General features: G+C 68.0%; 1 protein-coding gene. It reads right to left on the bottom strand.

The window, feature by feature from the left end; genetic code table 11:
• On the bottom strand, positions 1-590 hold a 590-nt coding region (locus tag CXQ90_RS21785; RefSeq protein WP_146068968.1), incomplete at both ends, for a DUF222 domain-containing protein.

The raw sequence follows: 590 nt of genomic DNA, 5'->3' as shown, positions 1-590 counted from the left end.
ATTTCCGTGCGGGCCCGGGCACGTGCCCGGGCCCGGTTATCCTTGGTGTCGCGGCCGCTGTCCCTGTCCCTGTCCCTGCGGTCCCGGCCACCGGCCTCCACGCTGTGGGAGTCACCGCGGTCTCGGCCCCCGCTATCTAATCCACCGGCATCGCTGGCATCCTCATCACCGTCGAGCAGGTCAGCCAGTATGTCCGCCCGCAACTGATCCACTCCCCGCGGATCCCCCGCCCCCTGCTCACCCCGCGCCGCCGTGGTCAGCTGCGTATAAACCAGCTGCGCCCTCGCTGCCGGCAACAACGCCGACAACCACGACATCCCGTCCTCATCCGGCACCAAACACACCCGCCGCCGTTCAAAAGCACTCTTATGCCGGACCGGAATGGTGTCCGGATACCGATTCTCCCGCAGCCTTCTGGCCTTCACCCGGAACTGGGACGACGTCTGCCCCGCACCAGCGGCCTCCAGCAAGGCAGCCTCGAAACCGGCCAGTTCGGAGTCGGGGACGTTCTGGGATTGGTCCAGCACCGTCTGCACATGCCCGTAGCCCAGGGCCCCGTCCTCCAGCCGGGCCAGGGTTGCGGTGTGGGT

This window comes from Arthrobacter sp. ZGTC131, from assembly GCF_002929275.1.
GTDB lineage: Bacteria > Actinomycetota > Actinomycetes > Actinomycetales > Micrococcaceae > Arthrobacter.
This window is presented reverse-complemented; position numbering and strand designations above follow the sequence as displayed.